The sequence below is a fragment of the Roseovarius sp. genome, assembly GCF_965277045.1.
Taxonomy (GTDB): Bacteria; Pseudomonadota; Alphaproteobacteria; order Rhodobacterales; family Rhodobacteraceae; genus Roseovarius.
In genome coordinates, this window is record NZ_OZ255712.1 from 1,633,569 (window position 1) to 1,654,493 (window position 20,925).

A 20,925-nucleotide genomic window follows, 5' to 3' on the forward strand; every position below is an offset into this window, starting at 1 on the left:
GGTAGACGCCATGGCCAAATCCGCCGATGCCTTTCGGACAATCAGCGAAGTTGCCGACTGGCTGGAGACTCCGGCGCATGTGCTGCGTTTCTGGGAAAGCAAGTTCAGTCAGGTAAAGCCGGTGAAGCGCGCCGGTGGACGGCGGTACTATCGCCCCGCCGACATGAAACTGCTGGGCGGGATCAAGAAACTGCTCCACGATGACGGCATGACGATCAAGGGCGTGCAGAAGATGCTGCGCGAACAGGGTGTCGGGCACGTATCGAAATTTTCTCAACCCTTGGGCGACGCTGCGGATGACGTGATCATAGATCACGTTGAGGAGGCCCCTGCCGCAGCGTCAGAGGCGCAACATCCCGGTGCCGGTGCCGCATCCGAACCGCAGCCATCGAATGCCGGGTTGAGGACGCCCATTCCCCCGCAGACACCCCAAGCCGAAGCTCCGGCGCCTTCTGACGTGTCTTCTGCGGCGGAAGTGGGACCGGATGACGCCGGGACGACGCCGGAGCCGCCATCATCCGGGGCAACGCCCGATCCCGAACCACGAACGCCGAGTGCGGCTCCCGAGCCGCCTCCGGTCGCGTCCGATTTGCCGCCCCGCCCGGAGATGACGAATGATAGTGCCCCCCCGTCCACTCCGAAGCGGGAAGAAGAAACCGAGAGCGCAGCTTTGACGTTCAGCCGGCACAAGCCGGAGGCCGCGCCTTTGCCCGAAGTTGAGCCCGATCCGACCGACGAGACGCAAGATGTGTCGGATGGTGGCGCCCAATTGCCGAGTTTTCTGCAACGCGATGAGGCACCTATTGGGGCGTCACAGAGCGACGAGGATCAAGCGCAGGATCCGCAAGAGGCGGACGATACACCTGAGGCGCCGAAGCCTTCGCTTGCCGTGGATGTGCCCGACGATCCGGACGACGAGGTTGCCGCAGACGCGGGCGTTCTGACCTTGCTCTCGAGGATCGAGCGCCCTCTTTCACCCGACACGATCGCCGGGCTTGAAGGCTTGATTCCGCGACTGCGGGCCACGACGGGCACCGCTGCCAGAGAGTAGCGCGTGAATCTGGAATTTCCCCCTTGTCCTTGTCGCCAAAACCAGTATGAACGGCCAGACGTCGGGCTATGGCGCAGCCTGGTAGCGCGTCCGTCTGGGGGACGGAAGGTCGCAGGTTCGAGTCCTGCTAGCCCGACCAATTCTTCGCGCACCACTGGTCCTTTTTCCGCGCTTTGCGTCGGTACGGAACGTATCGTGGTGCGGCAAGCAGGGAGGCAGGAATGACCGGCGTTCTGGCCAGCCAGCAACTCGAAAAGATGATCCAGGACGGACGCCTCGCGGCGCAGCCCGCGGTCCTTTCGGATCAGATACAGCCCGCCTCGCTGGACTTGCGCCTTGGTTCCGTCGCGTACCGCGTGCGCGCCTCGTTCCTGGCCGGCGCCGGCGCCAAGGTCGCAGACAGGTTGCAGGAATTCGAAATGCACCGGATCGACCTGACCGATGGCGCGGTCCTCGAAAAGGGCTGTGTCTATGTCGTGCCCCTGATGGAAAGCCTGAATTTGCCCTCGGATATTCACGCCGTGGCGAATGCAAAGTCGTCGACCGGACGACTTGACCTGCTGACCCGGACCATCACCGATGGCGGCGAGGAATTCGACCGGGTCGCGGCCGGCTATTCCGGCCCGCTATATGCCGAGATTTGCCCGCGCTCGTTCTCGGTGCTTGTCCGTCCGGGGATGCGCTTGAACCAGATCCGGTTCAGGGCGGGACAGGCAGTGCTGAACGATGCGGCCCTAAGCGCCCTTCATGCCCAAAGCCCTTTGGTCGACGGTCCGCCGGTGATCAGCGACGGGCTGGGTTTTTCGGTGGATCTGAAGCCGGCGAAAGGCACCCTGGTCGGGTACCGTGCCAAGCCCCACACCGGGGTCATCGACCTTGACAATATCGCCGGCTACGCGCCCGCCGATTATTGGGAAGAAGTCCACAGCAGTACGGGGCGGATCATCCTGGATCCCGGCGCGTTCTACATACTCGTCAGCCGTGAAGCGGTGCACATCCCGCCGTCCTATGCCGCCGAGATGGCGCCCTACCTTGCCATGGTGGGTGAATTCCGGGTGCATTACGCCGGTTTTTTCGATCCCGGATTCGGACATGACGCGGCGGGAGGTGCCGGCTCACGCGGCGTTCTGGAAGTGCGCTGTCATGAGGCCCCATTCGTGCTGGAGCACGGGCAGATCGTGGGTCGGCTGGTCTACGAGCAGATGGATGAAGTGCCCGAGCAACTTTATGGGGCGGGAATAGCCTCGAACTACCAGGGACAGGGCCTCAAGCTGTCAAAGCACTTCCGCGCTGCCTAAACGTTTCGCGATAAACCTGACTCACAGCTTACTCGCGAAACGCGGCACAACAGCCAATCTTTGCACGCGTTTCGCCTTTCGCTGATGGCTCAGGTAAAAGGCGAAACGATTTAGAAACGGCCGATCTTGCGGGCCACGCGCATGGACTGTCTCATGCGCTTCTGCGTCTCTGCCGTCTGCTGTTTCTGCTGGCCGTTCGACGTGCCCTGCCCTTTGGAGGAAGCGTTCTTGGCATTCCGCTGCGAAAACTTGTTGATCCCGGCATTGACCCCGCCGCGGATCAGGCGGTTCATGACCATCCGAATGACCATGTTGATGATGCGGTTGGCGTTCATTGCGCGCTCCTCAAGTGCCTGCTTGATTGAGATATAACACGCGATAATGAAGTTTTCAGGGCAAATCCGGAAATTTAGCCGGGTCAGTCCTCGAAGAGTTCGCTTTGACCTTCTTCGGTCTCTTCCGACAGGTCCTCGTCGCCTTCCCCCATCTGCGGCATCTCGCCGGGCGGCGGCCGGTTTTCCAGAAGGCCCGCGGCGCGCAGTTCCTTCAGCCCGGGCAGATCGCGCGCGTTTTCCAGGCCGAAGTGATCGAGGAAATGCGGGGTCACGACGAAGGTCACGGGCCGGCCCGGTGTCATCTTGCGACGCCCGAAACGGATCCACTCCATTTCCAACAGCTGGTCGACCGTGCCGCGACTGACGCTGACACCACGGATTTCTTCGATCTCGGCGCGTGTGACGGGTTGGTGATAGGCGATGATGGCCAGTGTCTCGATCGCGGCGCGGCTAAGCTTCCGGGTCTCGACCGTTTCCTTTTGCATCAGGAAGCCAAGGTCGGCTGCGGTACGCATGGCCCAGGCATCGCCCACCTTCACCAGATGCACGCCGCGCCCTTCGTAGCGCTTGCGCAGGTGCACCAAGGCTTCTGCGGCATCGCAGCCGTGGGGCATCCGGGCTTCGATCTCTTTTGCGGAAATCGGCTCGGCGGTGGCAAACAGGATCGCTTCGCACATGCGTTCCTGCTCCGCCATGGGCGGCGCCTCGAACAGGCTTTCATTCTGCTGCGCTTCGTTCTCGATCTCGTCAGACATGCGCTATCCCTTTCGCCGCAATTCCAGCGGCGCGAAAACCTCGGACTGGCGCAATTCTACCTTGCCTTCCTTCGTCAGCTCCAGGGCCGCGGCAAAGGTCGACGCAGTGGCAGAGCGTCGGCGTCCTGGATCGGAGGTAAAACCCTCCGGCAGGTAGGACGCGATGTCGGTCCATGTGCCTGCGAACCCGATCAGCCCCCGCATTCGGTCAAGCGCCTGTTCCAGCGTGAAGAGCGCTTCGCGGTCGAACGCATAGGGCCGGAACTCGTCCCGGGTGCGGATCCGCGCGTAGCCTTGCATGAGGTCGAGAAGCGTGGCGGTGTATTGCACGCGGCGAATGCGGGTCACGTCCTCGGGCAGTCCCCGGGCAAAGAAGTCGCGGCCCAACTGGTCGCGCCCCATCAGCCTGGCTGACGCCTCGCGCATCGCCTGCAGGCGTTCCAGCTGGAACGCCAGGTGCGCGGCCAGCTCTTCGCCGGACGGACCTTCTTCGGCGGGATCGGGTGGAAGAAGAAGCCGAGATTTCAGGAACGCGAGCCAGGCCGCCATCACCAGATAGTCCGCGGCCAATTCCAGGCGCAGCGCTTTGGCACGTTCGACAAATGCCAGATATTGCTCGGCCAGTTGCAGAACGGATATCTTGCGCAGGTCAACCTTCTGCGTGCGGCTGAGCGTAAGCAGCAGGTCGAGCGGCCCCTCGTAGCCGTCGACGTCCACGATCAGCGCTTCGGCCGCCATGCGGTCGCTTACGCTCTCGATCCTATCTGTTTCCTCGAACGCGTCTTCAGACATTGCCCCGGCCGTGTAGCAGTTCGGTCAGCTTTGCCTCAAGCGCGGGAATGTCAACATCGGCCGGGTCTTTTCGAGCGGCAAGCGCCGTATCGGCCCGACGGCGTGCGTCGCCTTCGAGCGACCCGGAGGCCCCCACGACAGCTGTCATCTCGTCAAATTCACCGTTGCAATGAAGGACCACGTCGCAGCCGGCCGCGAGCGACTGCCGGGAAAGTTCGGGCAAGTCACCCTTGAGCGCCTTCATCGAGATATCGTCCGTCATGATCAACCCATCAAAGCCGATGCGGTCGCGAATGACACGCATCATTTCAGGCGAGGTCGTGGCGGGACGCGTGTCGCAGGCCGTGTAGACAAGATGTGCGGTCATTCCCATGGGCAGGTCATTCAATGCTGCGAACGGGCGAAAGTCGGTATCGGATAGCGTTTCGAAATCCGTCTCGACGACAGGCAGGTCCAGATGGCTGTCAACCTGGGCTCGGCCGTGACCGGGGATGTGCTTGACGATCGGCAATACGCCACCGTCCAGAAGACCATTCGCCACCGCACGGCCAACCTTCGCCACCGTATCGGCATCATGTCCATAGCATCTGTTTTTCAGGAATGGGTGCGTTTGCCGTGTCGCGATGTCGACAAGAGGTGCACAGTTGGCGTCCACCCCCAATTCCAGCAGTTCATGCGCGATGATCCGGTAGCGGGCGTACATCGCTTCCTCGGCACGGGAACCGGCAAGCTGGACCTGTTCCAACGGTGGCAACCACTCGCGCCAGACCGGACCGCGCAGGCGCTGAACGCGTCCCCCTTCCTGGTCAATCAGGATGGGGGCCTCATGGCCGGCCGCCTTGCGCAAGCTATCGCACAGAGCGCGCACCTGGTCCGGGGTCTCGATATTGCGCGCAAAAAGAATGAAACCAAAGGGCCGCGCCTCTTTGAAAAGCGCCGCCTCGTCCGCTGTCAGTTCCGTACCGGCCACGCCCAGGATCGTGGCGCTGAGCGAAGTCAACGCGTCACCACCGGGATGCAATCGGCCTTCTCCGCGACCAAGGCCGAGCAAAAGCGCCGTGCGTCGCTGAGATCGGTGAAGCCCATTGCCCGCAGGCGGTAGAAAGTCCGCCCTCCGCTTTGCGCTTTCTGAATCACGCGCTGCTTGGCGTCCAGGTATTCCGAAAACTGCTTGGAGAGCTTGGCCCATTCCTGTTCCGCAACCGCGGCACTTTCGAACGCCCCCAACTGCGCCATGCGGGTGCCGACCGGAATGCTGTCCGGATCCACTTCCGGTGCGGCTGCCGCCTGGGCTGCGACACTTGCAGCAACGGCATCCTCGACACTTGCCAGTTGGGCCGGGCGTGCCTTGGGACGAAGAGAGCGGCCAAGGCCCTCGGAGGACAGAGCAGCGGTGCGCTCGGGTTCAGGCTCGGCTTCCTGTTCGGCTGACGCGTCGGCCTCGATGTCGGAGCTTTCGGTCGACGCCAAGGGCGTCATCGGCTCCACACCTTTGGACAATTCATCGGCCAGCGTGTTCAGAGCCGCCAGCGTCGCCGCGTCTTCGTCGGACTCGACTGCATCCTGGGCCTCTGCCCGGGGTGTCACCTCTTCGGCGGCGTCAGCAGGCTCATCGGCGGCGTCAGCAGGCTCATCGGCGGCAGCGGCGACCCTCAAATCCGATTGCGGCGTGTCTTCGAGGCTAAGCGTCAGCGGTTCGGGCGCCAGCACGAGACGATCGGCCGGTTTGGCCGCAGAGCCGTCCGCGGCCACGCCGTTCACCGCGAGGCCCTGATGCTCGGCGGTCGCACCGCCCGGGTCCTTGGGCTGAATGCGCATCGGGCCTTCGGCGGCTCGAACGACAGGCACGCCGCTGACGTCGCGCACAAGAATCTTGTAGCCCCAGACCCCGATACCGACGACGAGAGCCAAAGAGATAGCAGCCCCTGCCATGTTGGTGAGTTTCTGGAATGATATCCGCCGATTGCCCCCCATATCGCCGGGGGTACCCTGCATCTGTGCCATTGCTCGCCTCGCTACCTCCGGCGATACTTGGCCGCCGGCTTGGATTACTGCCTGATCCCCGGCGCGGACGCGGTTTATTTACCGCATTTCTTCGACCGGGGTTACGCCCAAGATACCAAGACCGGCGGAAATAACAACGGTTACGGCTCGTGCCAGGGCGATTTTCGCCTGAGACCCGGCTGTATCGGCCTCTTCGAGGAAACGCAGCTCTGGCACATCGTTGCCGCGGTTCCAAAGGCTGTGCAGGTCGCTGGCAAGATCGTACAGATAAAAGGCCACACGGTGCGGCTCGTTCGTGCGTCCGGCGATTTCAACAAGGCGTGGCCACTCGGCCAGCTTCTTGGCCACGGCCAGCTGCGCCGTGTCGCGCAGCACCGAAAGATCCGCCGCGGCGAGCGTCGCGTCGTCGACGTCGATACCGGCCTCGCGCGCCTTGCGCATCACCGATGAGATCCTGGCATAGGCGTACTGGACATAGAAAACCGGGTTTTCCTTGGATTGCTCAAGCACCTTGTCGAAGTCGAAGTCGAGCGGGGCGTCGTTCTTGCGGGTCAGCATCACGAAGCGGGTCACATCCGCGCCGACCTGATCGACCACATCGCGCAGGGTCACGAAGGTCCCTGCCCGCTTTGACATCTTGAATGGCTGGCCGTCCTTGTAGAGCTTGACCAGCTGGGTCAGCTTGATGTCGAGCGGCACCCGCCCGTCCGTCAGCGCGCTCACCGCGGCTTTCATCCGCTTGACGTATCCGCCATGGTCGGCGCCGAACACGTCGATCAGCGAATCGAACCCGCGCTCGACCTTATCGTAGTGATAGGCAATGTCCGGGGCGAAATAGGTCCAGTCCCCGTCGGACTTCTTGACCGGGCGATCCACGTCATCGCCATGCGCGGTGGACTTGAACAGCGTCTGCTCTCGCGGTTCCCAATCTTCGGGCTTCTTGCCCTTGGGTGGCTCCAACACGCCTTCATAGATCAAGCCCTTGGAGTGCAAAGCATCGAGCGCCTGCTCGATCCGGCCGGTGCCGTAGAGGGATTTTTCGCTGTAGAACACATCCATGTGCACGCCGAGTGCGTCCAGGTCCTCGCGGATCAGCGCCATCATGGCGTCGGTGGCGAAATCGCGCACGTCGGACAACCACACGTCCTCGGGCTGGCCCACGTAATCGTCGCCGACCTTTTCCTTCAGCGCCTCGCCCACAGGCACGAGGTAGTCGCCCGGATAAGTGCCGTCCTCGAAGGCGATCTCCTGCCCGTGCGCTTCGAGATAGCGCAGGTAAACGGAGCGGGCGAGGACATCCACCTGGGCGCCACCGTCATTGATGTAGTATTCGCGGGTGACCTCGTAGCCGACATAATCGAGCAGGCTGGCCAGGGCATCGCCAAAGACGGCGCCACGCGTGTGGCCAACATGCAGGGGGCCTGTGGGATTGGCCGACACGTACTCGACGTTGACGCGCTTGCCCTTGCCCAGTTCCGAGCGCCCGTAGGCCTCTCCACCTAGAATTCCGGCGCGCACAACGTCCTGCCAGAGCGTGTTGGCCAGACGCAGGTTCAAAAATCCCGGCCCCGCGACCTCGGCGGATTCGATACGGTCGTCAGCCGCCAGCAAAGTCGCGAGTTTCTCGGCGATATCGCGCGGTTTCTGACCTGACGGCTTGGCAAGCACCATGGCCGCGTTGGTCGCCATGTCGCCATGCGCGGCATCCCGGGGCGGCTCGACGGTCACATTCGCCATGTCCAGGTCGTCCGGCAATTCGCCCCTGCCCTGCATCGTATCTAGGGCGGCAAGGACGCTGGCGCGGATCTCGGTAAACAGGTTCATCGGATAATCCTTCGTTTCCGCGCCGGTTTATCACCAGAACCGGCCACGTCAATCCGCGTGGGTCTATGCCGACGCCGACGCGGCGGCCCTTTCCTCTCGCGCCGGGCCAAGCCAGATGAGTTTGAACTCGCCCTCGCTCTCGACCTTGGAAGTTTCCGAAAGAATGCGCAGCCCGGCGGTTTGGCCGTGGGTCGCGAGTGGAATTCCTTCGTCATTCTGCGACTGCCAGTCTTCGAAGGTGTAATCCTCGGTCAGGTTGGTCGCCCGCACCTCCCAACCCTGGACCATCTTGCCTGCAAGTTCGGTATAGCCGCGACCTTGTGCAACGATCCGGCCGCCCAGCGATGCGGGAAGTTCGTGCCGCTTGCTGTCCTGCTTGGCACGGCCCAGCTGATAGACGTTCTCTCGACCGAATTCGGGTGCCAGGTCGGTGGCAACGAGCGTGTTGTAAGCATCGTTGTCACTGAGCGCGAGCACGACGCCGTATTTCATGATCTCGGCACTATGCTCGGCAGCTTCGGACAATACGTCGCCGAAAAAGACCGGCAATCCGGCCTCGCGCGCACTTCTCAGGCGCGCTCGGTTGGTATCGGTGATCAGTATGGGCACCTCGAGCTCTTGCAGTGTCTTCGCGAAGGAGGTGGCGAACTGTGAGCCGCCGGACAAAAGAACGCCGGGCTGGCCCTTTCCGGCAAGGCCCAGCCATCGCGCCAGCGGAGCGAGCGTGAACCCGTGCAGAACCACCGTTGCAGCCACCAGCGCAAACGCGAAGGGTGTGAGGAACGCCGCATCCTCGACGCCTTCCGCCACCAGGCGCTCGCCGAAAAGACCCGCAACAGCCACGAGAACCACCCCGCGCGGTCCGGTCAGCCCCACCAGAAGACGTTCCCGGAAAGGGATGTTGGTGAAGGCCAGAGAAAACAAGACCGTCACCGGACGTACCAGGAGGATGACCACCGCCACCATCGCGACTGCATTCCAGTTGATGAGGCGCAGGGTTTCGATATCCATGTTGGCGGCGAGCAGAACGAACACCCCCGAGACCAGCAGTATCGTCGCATGTTCCTTGAAACGGCGCAGCTCGGTATAGCTTGGAAGGTTTGCGTTCGCGATCACCACGCCCATCACCGTCACCGCCAGCAGCCCGCTTTCGTGAAGGATGTAGTCGGTCAGCGCGAAAATTCCCAACAGGATGCTGAAGAGCGCCGGCACCTTCATGTATTCCGGCACCTTGCCGCGCCGAAACGCCTCGCTCAAGACCCAGCCGCCAGCCCATCCGAGAACGCCCGCCACCACGATGCCGCGCAGGATCTGCCATGCGGCAAGGCCGAAACTGCCTGCGCTTGCGGACACGACGATCACCTCGAAGGCCAGTACAGCCGCCAGTGCGCCGATCGGGTCGTTCACGATGGCTTCCCACTGCAGCAGTTGCGCCGGGCGGCGGTTCAGTCGCGCCTGACGCAATAGTGGCGCGATCACTGTCGGTCCCGTCACGATCATTATGCCACCGAAGACGGCGGAACTTTCCCAGCTGAGCCCCCCGACGTAATGCAGCGCCAGGGCACTGCCGATCCAGCCTACCGGAGCGCCGAGGAATACAAGCCGTTTGACCCCCTGCTCTGCCCCGCGCAGCGAGTGGAAATCAAGCGTCAGGCCGCCTTCGAACAGGATGATCGCCACCGCGATGGAAATCATGGGGCCCATGAGTGTGCCGATATCGCGCGACGGGTCGAAAACGCCGAACACAGGACCGGCCAGCAGTCCCGCAGCCAGCATTAGGACAATTGCGGGCATCCGCAAGCGCCAGGCGATCCATTGCGCTCCAACGCCGAGCGCCCCGACCATCGCCACCGCCATGACAGGATCGAGCGCGCCCTCCGTGCCACCTGTCGCCATGCGCTATATTCCTTTTCTTTCAGTCATACCGGCGTCTCCGCCCAACAACCGCGCATGAGCCTCGAGCGCGAAACGGTCCGTCATTCCCGCAATGTAATCGCTGACCAGCCGCGCCAGTGCCGTCTGATCCGGGGCATCAGTCACGTCCTGGCGCCAGCGCTTCGGAAGAAACTCGGGATGCGACATGTAGAACGCAAAGAGGTCCTCGACCACTTTTGTAACGCGGCTGCGCATTTCCACCACTTTAGGAGCGCGGTACATCCGCTTGAAAAGGAACGACCTTATCACCTGCAAGTCCGCCCACATCCGGTCGGAAAACCGGATGACCGGTCGCCCGAGGTCACGAACAGCCTGAGGATCTGGTGGCGTGGCCTGTTGAAGGATGGCGTGGGAGGTCTCGATCACGTCTGTCACCATCACGCCGAAGACGCGCCGCAGCGCCTCGTGGCGACGACGATACGGATCAAGACCGGGATATTTCGTGTCGACCTCGCGGTAACACGCACCCACAACCGGCAGTTCGGCGATTTCCTGTTCGGTGAAGAGTTTAGCCCGGAGGCCGTCGTGCAGGTCATGATTGTTGTATGCGACGTCATCGGCCAGTGCAGCCACCTGTGCCTCGGCGCTCGCATAGGTGTGCAGTTCGAGGTCGTGCTTTGCGTTGTAGTCCGCAAGCGCATACGGCAGAGCACCCGTCACCGGACCATTATGCTTGGCGATGCCCTCGAGCGTGTCCCAGGTGAGATTGAGTCCATCGAACTCGGCGTAATGGCGTTCCAGCGACGTGACGATACGGATGGCCTGCGCGTTGTGATCGAAGCCGCCATAGTCCGACATGAGCCTGTCGAGCGCGTCTTCGCCGGTATGGCCAAATGGCGTGTGCCCCAGGTCATGAGCCAAGGCCACCGCTTCGGTCAGCTCCACGTTGAGCCCGAGCGCGCCCGCAATCGTGCGCGCGACCTGCGCAACCTCGATCGAGTGTGTCAACCGCGTGCGGAAATAATCGCCCTCATGTTCGACGAAGACCTGAGTTTTATGCTTGAGGCGGCGGAAGGCGCTGGAATGGATTATGCGATCCCGATCCCTTTGATAACATGAGCGAAACGCGCTTTCTTCTTCTGGGTAGAGCCGCGCCCGAGCGCGCGCCGGGTCCGAGGCATAAGGGGTATGCATCGCCTGTTTCCTTGTCGTCCTGTCCCAGCGTTCGTATATTCGATGATGAACTGCAAAGAAACCTCGAGGATCGCCAGATGCAGATGCCCCCCAAAGTGACGCAACGCGCCTATGAACGCCTTGCTGAAATCGGTGCCGGTGAGCAGGGTCAGGCCTTGCGCGTCGCCGTCGAAGGCGGCGGTTGCTCCGGTTTTCAATACGACATCAAGCTGGACGCGCCCACGGGCGATGACCTGGTGCTGGAAGGTGCAGAGGGACAGAAGGTGGTCGTGGACAGCGTCTCGCTGCCTTTCCTTGCAGGCGCGACGATTGATTTCACGGAAGAGCTGATCGGTGCGCGCTTCACGATCGACAATCCGAACGTCACGAGCGCCTGCGGCTGCGGTACGTCGTTCTCGATGTGACCTACTCTGCGGGCACGGCCGCTTTCGGCGGCGGCGTTCGCACCTGATCCCACACCAGCCAGGCCCCCGCGACGATGAGCAGTGACGCGCCAAAGAACACGCCGGCTCCGGTCCGCTCTCCGAAAGCTACCGTGCCGAGTGCCACCATCCAGAGGAACTGCAGGTTCATCAGTGGCGTGACGACATAAGCCGGCAGTATTCTGAGCGCGGCCACCAGCACCCACCTCGCAGCGAAGAGAAGCGAGGCATAGCAGACGATCCACATCACGTCGCCCCATCCCATCGGCACGAACACGAAGGGCAAGACACAGGCCATGACTGCCATCAAGGCTGCGTTTGGATAGAAGACCTGTGACAACAATCCGGCCGGATCACGCTGTCCGATGTATCGCGACGAGACCATTGAGATCGCCCCCATCGTCACCGCGAGTAACGCAACCAGATGACCTGTCCCGAAGCTGTGAAAGCCGCTTGGGAATAACGTTGTCATGCCTACCAGCCCCAACAGCAGCGCCCCCCAGACTTGCCCGCCCGGCCGCTCTTGCAGCACGAGACGCGACAGCAGGGCGGCGAGGATCGGGATAATGGCGATGAACAGGAAGACTTCGGCAAAGGGCAAGAGCTTGAAGGCATAGAAAAAGGCACAGGTGCCGATGACCGTCGCAACCGCCCGCAGGGCCATCGCCCGGGGGCAGCGCGTTTTCAGAACGGTGGTACCTGCCGACTTCCGCCCTGCAAGCAGGCAGAACAGTGCCACCAGTCCACCGGAAAAGGCGAACATCTGCGGGGCTGCATAGTTGGCCGAAAATAGCTTGGTTATGGCGTCGGCGCCGGTGATCAGCAGGGTATAGGCGACAGTCAGCACGACCCCGAGGGCCACAACTTCGGTTGCGCGCTTCGTCACGCCGAAAGCTCCTGCGCAGACGCGCGCGAGAAATTGTGGAAGAATGCATCGAAGTCGATGGCACTCTCGGCGGCCTCGACAACCTCGCGCGCCTCCAGCGACAGATGCGGGTCGACAAGGTTGCGCATCGCGGACCAGTCGCCATTGCGCACCCCCTCCAGGCGATAGATGCATTCCGACAGTTCTCTCAGCGGGGCCGCGTGCGGCTTTGGCGCCGTGAAGCGCACGGCACCTTCCGGCAAGGCGGTGCCAAAGCCGCCCAAGCCTGCGGTCGACAGGAACCATTGGACCATCAGGTACGGGTGATAGTCGTCCGACATCCAGCCCGTCGCGTCGGCCTCGAGCACGAAATTCCTGGCCTGAGCGGCAAGCCAACGCTCCCAGGTCTGGGGAGGGACCTGCCCCGCGAACCGCAGCGCGATGCAAACCTCGGCGAGCAGGTCCAGGTTCATTTCCAGAAAAGCGATGGTGCCGGCGAATGTCAGGCTGTCGACGAAGGCTTCGAGCAAGTCAGGGTCGCGTTGGCCATACTCTGAAAGGTAGAACACGATATGCGTAAGTTCGTACGCCGCTTTCTTGTTCGGCAGCGCGAAGGTCGCCCTGCGGGTTCCGAAAGCCCGCAGGCGGTCGTCAAGCCCGGCATCCCCCGACACCGGGTCGACGCCACGGCGCAAGCACAACCGCCGGGCTTCGGCGCGCTGAAGATCCGAAAGTTCCGCGCCGACCAATCCTTCGGACGCCACCCATTCGGCAGCCCGGGATGCCTTTGTCCCGGCAAAGCCCAGGTCTTCGAGGTCGAGGCCAAGCGACAGCAGAAATCGGTAGTATTGCGGGAAAAAGCCCAGGCGCCGGTCCAGCGAGTCGTAGACGGCATCGAACGGGCTCAGCGCCTCGCGCGGCAAGGTCGTGCCGGTGCTGACCATGATGTTCAGGACTTCGGCGTTCTCCTTGAGCCAGAAGACATCGGTCTCGGGCCGGCGCTCACGGGCGAAGCATTGGATCAGTGCGCTTTGTCGCGCCTGCCGCGTGGTTTGGCGGAACGGAATATCGAGATGTACGACGGATCCCATGGGTCTGATATCCTTGTTTCTAGTTCCGTTCCGCCCTGAGCTTACAGGCTCGACGTGAAGGCGCCGACAACCTCGCCGTCATCGGCGCGCGCGGCGCGTACCGGGCCAAGGCTGGAGGTAAAGAGTTCGACCGAGTCGCCGGCACCTGCGTCGGACGTCGCACGCGGCGCAAGACTGGACGTAAATACCTCTACGGCATCGCCCGTCATGCGGCTGGTCTCGGCAACGGGGGCCAGGCTGGAAGTGAACATTTCGGTCTGAGATCCGTCCAGCATGTCACCGGAGGCGTGGAGCGAAGACGTGAACGCCTCGACCGCGCCGCCGTCGTGCAGGCTGGTCTCTGTGGGCGTTGCTTCAAAGGCGGTTTGAGCTTTGGGCAGTGCAACCATCGGTGGTCTCCTTGTTTGGTCAACACCTAAAACGGTTACACGCAAAACGGGACATTCAAACAAGTTTTCTCGGAATGCGAGTTATCCACAGGCGAGGCTGTCCGTTAACTTTTTTAGGACAGCCTTGCCCGTATTTACGGGCGCTGCTTTGCAGCGCCCGTAAAAAATTGTTTTCCACAGGGCCATAAAGCTGTGGATATCTTGCTTTCTGTTGCCAAACCGGGCCGAATCACCACCCGGAAATTACGCTAACGAAATGACCAAGCCCGCTTGCCTCCCGCGCGCCGCTGCGCGATAGATCAAGCCAGATCAGGAGGCCTGAATGAAGATTGCCAGTTTCAACATCAACGGCATCAAGGCGCGGCTCGACGCCTTGACCAACTGGCTAGACGAAGCTCAGCCGGATGTGGCGGTGCTGCAGGAGATCAAGACGGTCGATGAAGGTTTTCCCCACGCACCTTTCGAAGAGCGTGGATACAACGTCGAAACCCACGGTCAGAAAGGCTTCAACGGCGTCGCGATCTTGTCGAAACGTCCGCTGGAGGACGTCCAGCGAGGCCTGCCCGGGGAGGATGAAGATGAGCAGGCCCGATGGATCGAAGCGACCGTGATGGGCGAGGCGACATCGCTGCGCGTTTGCGGATTGTACCTGCCCAACGGAAACCCCGCGCCGGGCCCGAAATACGACTACAAGCTGGCCTGGATGGCGCGTCAGAAAGCCCGCGCGGCCGAATTGCTGGCGACCGAGGAACCATTCTTGATGGCCGGTGACTACAACGTCATTCCTCAGGATGAAGATGCCAAACGTCCCGAGGCCTGGCGTGAAGATGCCCTGGCGCTGCCGCAGAGCCGCGCGGCCTTTCGCGAGCTTGTGGCCATGGGGTTCACGGAAGCGTTCCGTGCTCGCGTGCAGGGTCCCGGACATTACACGTTCTGGGACTACCAAGCAGGCGCGTGGAACCGGGATGACGGGATACGCATCGACCATTTCCTGCTGAGCCCTCAAGCCGCCGACAGGCTGACCGACACGGCAATAGACAAGGACATCCGCGGACGTGAAAAACCTTCCGATCACGTCCCGATCTGGGTGGAACTGGACGTCTAAAGTATTTCGCCTTTTACCTGAGCCATCAGCGAAAGGCGAAACACGCGTGCAACGGTTGGCTGTTGTGCCGCGTTTCGCGGGAAAGCTGTGATCCAGGTTTATCGCGAAACGCTTTGGATTTCTTCCGTGGTCACATCGTAGCCGTATATCCAGTCGAATTGACCGACCACGCGCCCCGGCAGAAGCGCTCCTCCAAGCCGGAGTGCGGTATGTGCAGCAAGCCGTAGCGGCGGAAAGCTGAGATGATACTTCCACGCGTTGCCGCTGGCCGTCTCGACGACACGGCGGACACGGCCTGCCCGCATCTGCTGATACGCCGCAAGAGCGCGGTTCAAGTCCTCGCCTTCCTGCAGGCAGCGACCAAGCGCAAACGCATCCTCAAGCGCCATGTTGGCCCCTTGCGCCATGAACGGGAGCGTCGGGTGCGCCGCGTCGCCCAGCAGGACAACGCCACCGTCAAACCATTTGCCGGCAACGGGGTGTCGGAACAGCCCCCAGCGATGCACACGCTCGACCCGTTCGAGCAGAGCAAAGGCGTCGGGGCAGAAATCTTCGAAGGCAGCCCGCAGGTTTTCGGGCGTATCCTCAGTGTGCCAGCTTTCCTCGTGCCAGTTCGCGCGTTCCTGAACCGCCACGATATTCCTTAACCGTCCGCCGCGCAGGGGGTAGGTCACGAGGTGACGATGCGGTCCCATGAAGACCTGCGCTTCGGGCTCTGCGCCGGTTTCGGCCACAAGGGCACGCCACGCCACCTGCCGTGTGAAGAACGGTGCAACCGTTCCATTCAGGGCTTGGCGCGCGCGCGATTGCAGTCCATCCGCGCCGACAAGAAGATCAGCTTCGACCACTGCACCGTCGCCCAGGGTCGCGGACGCCCCCTGCCCCGTGTGCAGCGATGCGACCTGTTGGCCGAGCGCGATCTCGACCCCTGCATTGCGCGCGGCGCGCTCGAGGATATCCACCAGATCCGCGCGATGAACGAAATGGTAATCTCCGCACGGCAACCGGGCGAGGTCGAGCCGAACCACGTCATGCCCCTTGTAGTCCCGAAGGCGCACCGCCTGGCCGCGTACCGATTTGGCGCGCAGGGCATTGCCAAGCCCAAGTTTTTCCAGAACGACAAAGCCGTTCGGGCTGATCTGAAGGCCGGCTCCGACTTCGCCGATTTCCGGCGCCTGCTCCAGCACACGGACCTCGGCGCCGGCGCGGCGCAACACAAGTGCCACCGCGAGGCCTGCGATTCCGCCGCCGATAACGACGGATTTCAAAGTCGTGATGTTCATGGCCGCCCCTTAAAAGCGCAAAGCGCCGAAGCTTGGCTCCGGCGCTCGGTCTTCAGGAAAATTCCAGCGCTTCAGTCGTCGCGGTGGACCTTTTCGCGCCGCTCGTGGCGTTCCTGCGCTTCGAGGCTCATCGTCGCGATCGGGCGGGCGTCGAGACGCTTGAGGCTGATGGGTTCGCCGGTTACTTCGCAATACCCGTACTCACCTTCGTCGATCCGGCGTAGCGCCGCATCGATCTTCGCCACAAGCTTGCGCTGACGATCTCGCGTCCGAAGTTCCAGCGCGCGATCGGTTTCCTCGCTGGCGCGGTCCGCCACGTCGGGAATGGCGCGGGTGCCGTCCTGAAGCCCTTCGATGGTGTCGCGGCTGTCCTCCAGAAGTTCGCTCTTCCAGTTCAGCAGCTTGCGACGAAAATACTCGACTTGCCGTTCATTCATGAACGGCTCGTCTTCGGCCGGAGTATAGTCCTCCGACAGAACAACGTCCTGTTTCATGTCCATTCCCTCTTTCAGGTCGGCGTCGGTCACCCAACTTCCCCCAAAGAAATCCACCTTGTGGCGTGCAATTACACGCGCCTTGCCGGATTGTCACTACACAATTGCCCGCCATTGATGTGAATTCTCCAAGACACTAGGGTGCAGCGAAAATTCCGTGCAGACCATGCGTTACGCCGACATCCTCAAGAAAAGGGAAGCCCATGAAATTCGAAGGCACCGATGCCTACATCGCCACCGACGACCTGACCGTCGCCGTTAACGCCGCCGTGACGCTGGAGCGGCCCCTTCTGGTCAAGGGAGAGCCGGGCACGGGCAAGACCGAGCTGGCCCGGCAGGTCGCAAAGGGGCTTGGGTTGCCGATGCTGGAGTGGAACATCAAGTCCACGACCAAGGCGCAGCAGGGTCTTTACGAATACGACGCGGTGTCACGCCTACGCGACAGCCAACTGGGCGAAGAACGCGTGCACGACGTGCGCAACTACATCCGCAAGGGTAAGCTATGGCAGGCGTTCGAGGCCGACCAAAAGCTCGTTCTGTTGATCGATGAAATCGACAAGGCCGATATCGAGTTTCCCAACGACCTGCTGCAGGAACTCGACCGGATGGAATTCCACGTCTACGAGACTGGCGAAACTGTCCGCGCGGCACAGCGCCCGATCGTCATCATCACGTCGAACAACGAAAAGGAGCTGCCGGATGCATTTCTGCGACGCTGCTTCTTTCACTATATCCGTTTTCCCGACGTCGCGACCATGAAGCAGATCGTCGAAGTGCATTATCCGGGCATCAAAGAGAAGCTCCTGACCGAGGCGCTGACCCAGTTCTATGACGTTCGCGAACAGTCCGGGCTGAAGAAGAAGCCATCGACATCGGAAGTGCTCGACTGGCTCAAACTGATCCTGGCCGAAGACCTGAGCGCCGAGGACCTGAAACGCGATGGCGCCGACGCCCTGCCCAAGCTGCACGGTGCGCTGTTGAAGAACGAACAGGATGTGCATCTTTTCGAGCGCCTGGCCTTCATGGCGCGACGCCAAAGGTAGGGCCGCCTCGCGAAAGCCGCGGCGGGCGTTGCCGTCAGATACGTCTACCGTTGGTGTACGTGAAACGCGCAGATCATTCTCACGGCACCTTGCTTGAAAAACTGGCGGCGATCTTTCAACTGAGGCGCCGCTTACTGGCGATTCGGCCACAGTTTTACCTTTTTTGCTCCTCACCCGAGACGAAGTAGGAGGCGATTTCCAGTACCGTCCGGTAGGTTTGTTCAGCAGCAGGGCACATTCGCGTGCGGGAAACGACACGCATCAGCCCTTGGGAAGACATCGAAGGACGGCAGGCTTTCCGCGACGGGTTCTCTGCCACTTGGGAATTTACAGGCATCGGGGACCACATGCGCCGCGTCATTCTTCCACTGTTCCTCATGCTGGGCGCCTGCGTCCCCAGTCCGTCCAGCGAAATGCCGTCACGTGCCGCCACGCAATCGGCGGCGTCCCTGCCAGCACTCAAGTCATTCTCTGCGCCCAGGCCAGTTGCACCCACACGTTCGAACGCGGATATCGGGCGCGACTTTCTCGAACTGTCCTTTCAGCTGGAATCCGGTCGCAAATTGCAGAACTTCTCGCGTTTCGAGGGGCCGATTTCCATTCGCGTTACGGGCAAACCGCCGTCGACACTGATCCCGGACCTCAACCGGCTGGTCCATCGACTGCGGACAGAGGCGCAGATCGACATCGCGCGGGTGCGGTCGGATACCGCCAATATCACCATCGAAGCCGTTCCCCGCGCGCAGATTCGCCGGCATCTGCCCAAAGCGGCCTGCTTTGTGGTCCCGAACATCAGCCGCCTGTCCGAGTACCGCGCGGCAAGAAACAAACGCCTGACAAACTGGAGCAAGCTGATCAAGCGCGAGAAGATCGCGATTTTTCTTCCCAACGATGCGTCTCCTCAGGAAGTGCGCGACTGTCTGCATGAGGAAGTGGCGCAGGCGCTCGGGCCTCTGAACGATCTCTATCGCCTGCCTGACAGCGTGTTCAACGACGACAATGTGCATACCGTCCTGACCGGCTTCGACATGCTGATCTTGCGGACCTATTATGCGCCCGAGTTGCACTCGGGGATGACCCGCGGTCAGGTTGCGGCACGCCTGCCCTCGATCCTGTCGCGGCTCAATCCACGGGGCGACAGCATTCCGCCGAGCCAGGTATCCTCGACTCCCCGCGCCTGGGTCAAAGCGGTTCAAACCGCGCTCGGCCCTGGGGCCGGACATTCGCAGCGCGTCGTGGCCGCGGGCGAGGCGTTGCGCATCGCCGACGCCATGGGATGGCACGACCATCGCCGGGCTTTCTCTCATTTCGCCATGGGGCGCCTGACCCAGGCCAGCCAGCCCGACACCGCGTTCGAGCATTTCCGACTTGCGGAAAGGTTCTACAGCCAGACACCGGGTACGGAGTTGCATCGCGCCTACTCCGCCTCCCAACTCGCCGCGTTCGCGATCGGCGAAGGCAATGGCACTTTGGCCCTCGCCATACTGTCTCCTCACCTGGCCATTGCCGAACGTCACGAGAATGCAGCGCTTTTGTCGACGCTCATGCTGCTGCGGGCCGAGGCGCTTGACCTCGAAGGCCGCGTCGCAGAGGCGCAGTCCGTACGGCTGGACAGTATCGGCTGGGCGCGATACGGCTTCGGTGCGGACTGGGCGGTACGGGCCAAACTGCGCGAAATCTCGTCGCTCAGCCCTTTGAAGTGATCTGACGGGAAAAAACATGATCGTAGTTTTCGGGGCCATCCTGGGCATCAGCCTGGGTGCATTCACCGCGTGGCGGCGCAAGGGGCGCGTGGCGGACATCCTGCTCTATGCCACGATCTATGGCCTGATCTTTACCTTGCTTGGACTTTTCGCGACACTGGTCATCCACCGCATGTCCATTTGAGGTAACGATGTTCCTGCCCTTCTTCGAAAATCTGCGGAAGTCGGGCCTGCCTGTGTCGCTGCGCGAATACCTGACGTTCCTGGAAGCGATGAACGCGGGACTCGTGACCTACGACATCGAGGGGTTTTACTACCTCGCACGGTCCGCGATGGTAAAGGACGAGCGCCTGATCGACCGCTTCGATCAGGCTTTCGCCGCCAGTTTCAAGGGGCTTGAAGCGATCAGCGCGAGCGACGTTCTGAACGCGGTCGAAATCCCCCAGGAGTGGCTGGAGAAGCTGGCGGAAAAGCATCTGAGCGAAGAAGAACGCGCCGAGATCGAGGCGCTAGGCGGGTTCGACAAGCTGATGGAGACGCTCAAAGAGCGCCTGAAAGAGCAGCAGGGCCGCCACCAGGGCGGGAACAAGTGGATCGGCACGGCAGGCACATCGCCCTTCGGCGCCTATGGCTACAACCCCGAAGGTGTTCGGATCGGGCAAAAGGAAAGCCGGCACCAGCGGGCGGTCAAGGTCTGGGACAAACGTGAGTTCCGCAACCTCGATGACACGATCGAACTGGGCACGCGCAACATCAAGGTCGCGCTCAAGCGCCTGCGACGCTGGGCGCGGGACGGGGCCGAAGAGGAGTTGGACCTTGACGGGACAATCCGCGCCACCGCCGAGCATGGCTATCTCGACGTCAAGACGCGGCCCGAGCGGCGCAATGCGGTCAAGGTTCTTTTGTTTCTCGATGTTGGCGGCTCCATGGACCCGCATATCAAGCTGGTGGAAGAGCTTTTTTCCGCCGCGCGCGCCGAGTTCAAGCATCTGGAATACTATTATTTTCACAACTGCCTCTACGAGGGCGTATGGCGCGACAATCGCCGCCGCTGGGACGCGCAGACACCGACCGACGAAGTGCTGCGAACCTATGGCCCGGACTATAAGTGCATTTTCGTCGGCGATGCCTCGATGTCACCCTACGAGATCGCGTATCCCGGCGGCGCCAACGAGCACTGGAACGCGGAAGCGGGTCAGGTCTGGTTGAACCGGGCCCGTGCCCAATGGCCCGAACATCTTTGGATAAACCCGGTGCCCGAGAAATACTGGGACTACACGCACTCTATCGGCATGATCCGCGAAATCTTCGAAGGCCGCATGGTGCCGATGACACTGGCCGGCATCGAAAACGGCATGAAGGAACTGGGCCGCTGACTACAAGGTCGACACGCGGGTTCTTC

The 20,925-nt window shown here is 61.9% G+C and carries 21 protein-coding genes and 1 tRNA gene; 9 read left to right on the forward strand and 13 right to left on the reverse strand.

Going from position 1 to position 20,925, the window contains the following annotated elements:
* Window positions 1–10: 10 nt before the first annotated feature.
* The 3 genes from ACQY4V_RS08135 (at window position 11) to ACQY4V_RS08145 (ending at window position 2,349) form a co-directional block, all read left to right on the forward strand.
* Window positions 11–1,051, forward strand: a complete 1,041-nt coding sequence (locus ACQY4V_RS08135; protein WP_428516418.1) for a MerR family transcriptional regulator — start codon at window positions 11–13, stop codon at window positions 1,049–1,051.
* A 62-nt stretch (window positions 1,052–1,113) separates the two neighbouring features.
* A tRNA-Pro gene (locus ACQY4V_RS08140) sits at window positions 1,114–1,190 on the forward strand.
* 82 nt (window positions 1,191–1,272) lie between these two features.
* Entirely contained in the window at window positions 1,273–2,349 is a 1,077-nt protein-coding gene (locus tag ACQY4V_RS08145) for a 2'-deoxycytidine 5'-triphosphate deaminase (protein WP_428516419.1), read from the forward strand.
* Between the two features lie 110 nt (window positions 2,350–2,459).
* Here ACQY4V_RS08145 and ACQY4V_RS08150 read toward each other — a convergent pair whose 3' ends face one another.
* From ACQY4V_RS08150 to ACQY4V_RS08185, 8 genes are all read right to left on the reverse strand, one after another.
* Window positions 2,460–2,684: a hypothetical protein gene (locus ACQY4V_RS08150; RefSeq protein WP_428516421.1), complete on the reverse strand. Its 225-nt coding sequence runs from the start codon at window positions 2,682–2,684 to the stop codon at window positions 2,460–2,462.
* An 83-nt stretch (window positions 2,685–2,767) separates the two neighbouring features.
* Window positions 2,768–3,439: an SMC-Scp complex subunit ScpB gene (scpB, locus tag ACQY4V_RS08155; protein WP_428516423.1), complete on the reverse strand. Its 672-nt coding sequence runs from the start codon at window positions 3,437–3,439 to the stop codon at window positions 2,768–2,770.
* A gap of 3 nt (window positions 3,440–3,442) precedes the next feature.
* Window positions 3,443–4,231 (reverse strand): segregation and condensation protein A, encoded by a 789-nt coding sequence (locus tag ACQY4V_RS08160; protein ID WP_152495478.1) that lies wholly within the window; start codon window positions 4,229–4,231, stop codon window positions 3,443–3,445.
* Window positions 4,224–5,252: a beta-N-acetylhexosaminidase gene (nagZ, locus tag ACQY4V_RS08165; protein WP_428516425.1), complete on the reverse strand. Its 1,029-nt coding sequence runs from the start codon at window positions 5,250–5,252 to the stop codon at window positions 4,224–4,226. Before nagZ ends, ACQY4V_RS08160 begins: the two co-directional genes overlap by 8 nt.
* Window positions 5,228–6,163, reverse strand: a complete 936-nt coding sequence (locus ACQY4V_RS08170) for an SPOR domain-containing protein (RefSeq protein ID WP_428516427.1) — start codon at window positions 6,161–6,163, stop codon at window positions 5,228–5,230. The genes nagZ and ACQY4V_RS08170 overlap by 25 nt, the downstream gene beginning before the upstream one ends.
* A 150-nt stretch (window positions 6,164–6,313) precedes the next feature.
* Complete coding sequence (gene argS / locus ACQY4V_RS08175) at window positions 6,314–8,059, reverse strand: arginine--tRNA ligase (RefSeq protein WP_428516429.1); 1,746 nt, start codon at window positions 8,057–8,059, stop codon at window positions 6,314–6,316.
* Window positions 8,060–8,122: 63 nt separating this feature from the next.
* Window positions 8,123–9,955: a cation:proton antiporter gene (locus ACQY4V_RS08180; protein ID WP_428516431.1), complete on the reverse strand. Its 1,833-nt coding sequence runs from the start codon at window positions 9,953–9,955 to the stop codon at window positions 8,123–8,125.
* A 3-nt stretch (window positions 9,956–9,958) separates the two neighbouring features.
* Window positions 9,959–11,128 (reverse strand): deoxyguanosinetriphosphate triphosphohydrolase, encoded by a 1,170-nt coding sequence (locus ACQY4V_RS08185; protein WP_428516433.1) that lies wholly within the window; start codon window positions 11,126–11,128, stop codon window positions 9,959–9,961.
* Between the two features lie 77 nt (window positions 11,129–11,205).
* On the opposite strand from ACQY4V_RS08185, the gene ACQY4V_RS08190 reads away from it, so the two are divergent.
* Window positions 11,206–11,532: a HesB/IscA family protein gene (locus ACQY4V_RS08190; protein WP_152492544.1), complete on the forward strand. Its 327-nt coding sequence runs from the start codon at window positions 11,206–11,208 to the stop codon at window positions 11,530–11,532.
* 1 nt (window position 11,533) lies between these two features.
* Here ACQY4V_RS08190 and ACQY4V_RS08195 read toward each other — a convergent pair whose 3' ends face one another.
* The 3 genes from ACQY4V_RS08195 to ACQY4V_RS08205 are packed head-to-tail and all read right to left on the reverse strand — an operon-like array spanning window position 11,534 to window position 13,895.
* A complete protein-coding gene (locus ACQY4V_RS08195) occupies window positions 11,534–12,436 on the reverse strand; it encodes a DMT family transporter (RefSeq protein WP_428516435.1) in 903 nt (300 codons plus the stop codon).
* On the reverse strand, window positions 12,433–13,506 hold the full coding sequence (locus tag ACQY4V_RS08200) for a DUF6902 family protein (protein WP_428516437.1): 1,074 nt from the start codon (window positions 13,504–13,506) through the stop codon (window positions 12,433–12,435). The genes ACQY4V_RS08195 and ACQY4V_RS08200 overlap by 4 nt, the downstream gene beginning before the upstream one ends.
* Window positions 13,507–13,547: 41 nt before the next feature.
* Complete coding sequence (locus ACQY4V_RS08205) at window positions 13,548–13,895, reverse strand: hypothetical protein (protein ID WP_428516439.1); 348 nt, start codon at window positions 13,893–13,895, stop codon at window positions 13,548–13,550.
* Window positions 13,896–14,217: 322 nt separating this feature from the next.
* Between ACQY4V_RS08205 and xth the strand changes: the two genes are divergently transcribed.
* Window positions 14,218–15,000 (forward strand): exodeoxyribonuclease III, encoded by a 783-nt coding sequence (gene xth / locus ACQY4V_RS08210; protein ID WP_428516441.1) that lies wholly within the window; start codon window positions 14,218–14,220, stop codon window positions 14,998–15,000.
* A 98-nt stretch (window positions 15,001–15,098) separates the two neighbouring features.
* Here the strand turns inward: xth and ACQY4V_RS08215 are convergent, their stop codons facing one another.
* Together ACQY4V_RS08215 and dksA are read right to left on the reverse strand one after the other, a co-directional pair.
* Entirely contained in the window at window positions 15,099–16,283 is a 1,185-nt protein-coding gene (locus ACQY4V_RS08215) for an FAD-dependent monooxygenase (protein WP_428516443.1), read from the reverse strand.
* A gap of 71 nt (window positions 16,284–16,354) precedes the next feature.
* Window positions 16,355–16,777, reverse strand: coding sequence for an RNA polymerase-binding protein DksA (dksA, locus tag ACQY4V_RS08220; protein WP_152494486.1), 423 nt, complete (start codon window positions 16,775–16,777; stop codon window positions 16,355–16,357).
* Between the two features lie 203 nt (window positions 16,778–16,980).
* Here dksA and ACQY4V_RS08225 point away from each other — a divergent pair, with 203 nt between their 5' ends.
* The 4 genes from ACQY4V_RS08225 to ACQY4V_RS08240 all read left to right on the forward strand — a co-directional run bounded on the left by ACQY4V_RS08225 (window position 16,981) and on the right by ACQY4V_RS08240 (window position 20,899).
* The gene (locus ACQY4V_RS08225) at window positions 16,981–17,820 is read left to right on the forward strand and encodes an AAA family ATPase (RefSeq protein WP_428516445.1); all 840 of its coding nucleotides are present in this window, start codon (window positions 16,981–16,983) and stop codon (window positions 17,818–17,820) included.
* 347 nt (window positions 17,821–18,167) lie between these two features.
* Window positions 18,168–19,523 carry a DUF2927 domain-containing protein gene (locus ACQY4V_RS08230; protein ID WP_428516447.1) on the forward strand — a complete coding sequence of 452 codons (1,356 nt, stop codon included), beginning with the start codon at window positions 18,168–18,170 and terminating at the stop codon, window positions 19,521–19,523.
* A gap of 16 nt (window positions 19,524–19,539) precedes the next feature.
* Window positions 19,540–19,707 (forward strand): hypothetical protein, encoded by a 168-nt coding sequence (locus ACQY4V_RS08235; RefSeq protein ID WP_172978086.1) that lies wholly within the window; start codon window positions 19,540–19,542, stop codon window positions 19,705–19,707.
* A gap of 7 nt (window positions 19,708–19,714) precedes the next feature.
* Complete coding sequence (locus tag ACQY4V_RS08240; protein ID WP_428516449.1) at window positions 19,715–20,899, forward strand: vWA domain-containing protein; 1,185 nt, start codon at window positions 19,715–19,717, stop codon at window positions 20,897–20,899.
* Window positions 20,900–20,925 lie beyond the last annotated feature (26 nt).